The 4,090-nt window shown below is 38.1% G+C and carries 2 protein-coding genes and 1 pseudogene; 1 reads left to right on the plus strand and 2 read right to left on the minus strand.

Annotated elements, in window-relative coordinates; all coding sequences use genetic code 11:
• The first annotated feature begins 49 nt into the window (after positions 1-49).
• Positions 50-1,017, plus strand: a pseudogene (locus L1D51_RS20700) (integron integrase).
• 265 nt (positions 1,018-1,282) lie between these two features.
• Here L1D51_RS20700 and tnpA read toward each other — a convergent pair.
• Together tnpA and L1D51_RS20710 are read right to left on the minus strand one after the other, a co-directional pair.
• A complete protein-coding gene (gene tnpA, locus L1D51_RS20705; RefSeq protein WP_055022044.1) occupies positions 1,283-1,672 on the minus strand; it encodes an IS200/IS605 family transposase in 390 nt (129 codons plus the stop codon).
• A 232-nt stretch (positions 1,673-1,904) separates the two neighbouring features.
• On the minus strand, positions 1,905-4,004 hold the full coding sequence (locus L1D51_RS20710) for a TonB-dependent siderophore receptor (protein WP_239964717.1): 2,100 nt from the start codon (positions 4,002-4,004) through the stop codon (positions 1,905-1,907).
• Between the last annotated feature and the right edge of the window lie 86 nt (positions 4,005-4,090).

Here is a 4,090-nt window from a genome sequence, read left to right on the forward strand (position 1 = left end):
CGACTGAGCTAAAGCTGTATATATACAGCTTTATTTCAAAGGAATGAAAATGAAAACTCGCTCTCCTTATTTAAACTACATTGCAGACTATTTGCTCACTCGTCAGTATTCATTAAGAACAATTAATGCTTATTTAGGTTGGATCGCAAAATTTATTCACTTTCACAACAAACGTCATCCAAGCTCAATGGGAGATGCAGAAGACAAAGCGTTTTTAGACCACATTGTATTAAAACGTAATATGTCACCTAGAACACAAAGTGCAGCTTTAAATGCGCTCGCTTTTTTATATAAACATATTGTCAAAAATGAGCTTTCTTTAAACTTGAATTTTGCACGAAGTAATCGACAACCCAAGCTGCCTGTAGTGATGACGCCTGATGAAGTAAAGCAATTGATGAGTCATCTTTCCAAGCGATATTACTTAATCACGGGGTTAATGTATTGAAGTGGTTTGCGTGTGATGGAAGCGGTGCAATTGCGAGTAAAGGACATTGATTTTGATTACAAATGCATTCAAATTTGGAACGGAAAAGGCAACAAGCATCGTATAGTTACTCTTGCAACGAAGTTGATCCCATTACTTAGAAATCAAATTTTGCAAGTTGAAGAATATTTAAGATTAGATTTACAAAACGAGCGATACGCAGGTGTGTGGATGCCTAACGCTTTAACTCGTAAATATCCCTCAGCTAATCACTAGCGTGGCAATACTTATTTCCTTCCTACAAATTAAGTGATGACCCAGAAACTGGCGAGATACGTCGCCACCATTTCCACCCTACATGTGTTAGAAAAGCGATTAAAAAAGCATTAAAGCAAACCAATATTACAAAGGTTATTACGCCTCATACCTTGCGCCATTCATTTGCAACGCACCTATTGCAAAGTGACGCCGATATTCGCACCGTTCAAGCACAATTGGGCCATTCTGATGTCAAAACCACACAGATTTACACCCATGTTTTACAACAAGGAGCAAACGGTGTTGTAAGCCCATTAAGCAAAATTTTCTAGTTATTATTAAAGATGCGTTAACTTATCATTCAATCTGTAGGGCTTGGACCGTTTCTTGATTGCTCAAAGCAGCAGTTAGAGCATTTAACCTAACTTATTTTGGGGCAGAAACAAGTTGAAATACTAGTCATGTTTTTAATTACATTAAATGATAAATAAGTAAAAGATCCACCTTCTAAAGAAGGTGGCTTTGCATTAGCCCCCTAGAAGGGGGCGTTGTTTACTGGAGTGTTAACTGTGCCTGCTCTTGTACCTCTTCCTTTTCTTAGTGCCTGACATACCGTCTTATTATTTCTTCATTTATCCCTACTGTATCTACGAAGTACCCTCTCTGCCAAAAATGGTTTCCCCATAACTTGTTTTTCCTTAAGTATGGATATTTGCTAAATAGCTTTAACGCTATTTTTCCTTTTAAAGCACCCATTAGTTTCGAGACTGATAACTTCGGCGGTATCTTTACTACCAAATGAACATGGTCAACCTGCACATTTAACTCGACTACTTTGCACCCTAACTGCTCACAGTAAACTTGTATGCACCTGTAAACATCTCTGCCTACTTTGTTCTTCAATATTCTGAACCTATACTTTGGTGTCCAGACTATATGATATTGACATCGCCAATACACATGCGATGCTTTCTCGTATCTACTCATGTTTTTTCCTTATATGACTTCGCTAAAAATCAAATAAGGAATTAACATGAGTATTTTTTCAGGCAAAGCCTAAATGATGATAACCACCTACTGAAGTAGGTGGTTTAGGGCCGAAAACAAAAAACGAACCCGAAGGTTCGTTTTACTTTTAACTCTAACAGTCTCAGCGGCGCTCTTACTCATGAATATGAGTAAGAGCTAAGTGCTCTAGCCTGCTGTATTTTGGTCTAGTTTAAAAATTATATTTTAAGCTAACCTTATAATTTAATGGCTCACCTGGTTGAGTCCAAATTGCAGAGTATGAATTAGCGTAATAAGTTTTATCCAATACGTTATTTACAACAAACTGTAAGCTCAAATCATCATTAACATGGTAATTTGCAAACAGATTTACCAAGGTATATGAAGGTAAATAATAGGTAGGATCAATCGCTTCACCTAAACGTTCACCAACATATTGAACAGACACACCAACCGTTGAATTCGAATCGATTAAATCGCTAAGATCTCGTTTAATTTGTGCATTGGCACTGTGCTTTGGAATATTCAGTAAAGGGCTACCTTTTGGCAAACTAACCCACCAATCGGTATTAACCGTATCTTTTGCTGTTTTGGCATCAGTATAAGTGTATGCAAGATCAAACGAAGTTTGGCTTGTAATATTACCGTGTAAGTCTAGTTCAACACCATCACTTGTAACCTCGCCTAGAGCCCTAGATACACCTGCTTGTAAGTCTGTGCTTAGCATGTTGCTCTTTTGCGCATTAAATACTGTAAAGCTACCACTAACAATGTCGGTATTAAACTTAACTCCAACTTCAATAGAGATTGTTTCTTCAGGCTCAAATGCTTCTCCATCAGCATCGAAACCGCTATTAGGTCTAAACCCTTCAGAGTAACTGCTATAAAATTGTAGATCATCAGAATAAGCATACACTAAACCTGCTCGAGGGCTGAATGTGCTTTTGTCAGCCTCTGAACGGGTTACGTTTTTATGGTTATCAATTCTTTGATCAAACCAATCGTAACGACCCCCAATTTGCATTTTCCATTTTTCAGTGATGTCGACTTGGTCTTGAATATAAATACCATAGCTATTCTGTACTTCTGTGGTGTCGAATAACAGTGAACCTGCAGGCGCCGTTTTACCGTATTCAGGCTCATACATATTTATAGCGTAACTCGTGTCATCAAGAGTCGGGCGATATCTGTACCAAACTTTATCAAAGTCAAACTTACTAGCATCAGCACCAATTAAAAGATGATGAGTGAAACCAGCAGCTTTTATACTACCGCTAAGCTCTGAACGTACAGACATATAGTTAGTTTGAAAGTCACGTTGATTATGTTGTCTGCTCAGTGTCACGCCATCAATAAAATAAACTTGTCGGCTTGGAGCAAGCTCAGCATCACTTGATTCGCTTAAAAACTCTGAGTCGCTATAACTAATACCTGTTAAAAGCGACCATTCTCCTAATTGATGCTCAAGGGTAAGCTGATGAGAAATAGCCTTAACTTCTGTAGGTTTATCACTTGGCTCACCTAAAAAAGTTTCAATAGGTAGCGCATCAATTTTACCATCTACAGCAACAATACCTCGATCGAAAGTTAAACTTTGATCAACGTACTCTAGCTCGTAATTCAACTTAGTTTTATCAGAAATTAGCCATAAAATTGAAGGTGTTAATACCGTTTTTTCCGATTCATGGTAGTCTCTAAAACCTTCACTATCTTCAACTGCACCATTAACTCTAAAGGCCACTTGGTCCGTAATTGCGTTAGTATAGTCGCCTTCTGCGCGATAACTTTGCCAGCTACCAGCTGTCACTTTTACATAGCCTTGTTGTTCAAACTGCGGTTTTTTTGTAATGATATTAATCGTACCGCCAGGCTCAGAGCGTCCATAAAGTGCAGAGCCAGTTCCTTTCATGATTTCTACATAATCGATATTACTCGTATCACGAACACCGCTAAAGCTACGTCCAGACGAGAAACCGTTAATTAAAAAGCCTGATGGAATATTCTCATCGCCCACTAAACCACGTATTGCGAAGCTTTCCCATAAACCACCAAAGTCATTTTGTTCTGAAATACTTGGGGTTAAATCGAAAATGTCACCTAAGGTGGTTACACCAGCCTCATTAAGTGTGTCTGATGAAATAAACTCGACAGATTGTGGCTGCTCATTTAAAGGAACATCCCCACGAAAAGCTTGTCTTACACCCGACACAGATATTTTTTCTATGTCTGATGGCTCTGTAGTGGCATATACGGAAGATGTAAAAATTGCGCTAATCATGATTGAAAGGGCTGATTTTTGGTATCTGTTCATTCTATCTCTCAGGTATGAATTGTAGTTATTCAATAAAGCTTGTAGTTATTAGGTAAGGGCTTACATTATCAATTATCTGTATATGC

The organism is Pseudoalteromonas shioyasakiensis, assembly GCF_022398475.1.
Taxonomy (GTDB): Bacteria; Pseudomonadota; Gammaproteobacteria; order Enterobacterales; family Alteromonadaceae; genus Pseudoalteromonas.

Coding starts and splice junctions, on each gene's coding strand:
- L1D51_RS20710 (WP_239964717.1), bottom strand. CDS start 4,004: ATGAACAGATACCAAAAATCAGCCCTTTCAATCATGATTAGCGCAATT.
- tnpA (WP_055022044.1), bottom strand. CDS start 1,672: ATGAGTAGATACGAGAAAGCATCGCATGTGTATTGGCGATGTCAATAT.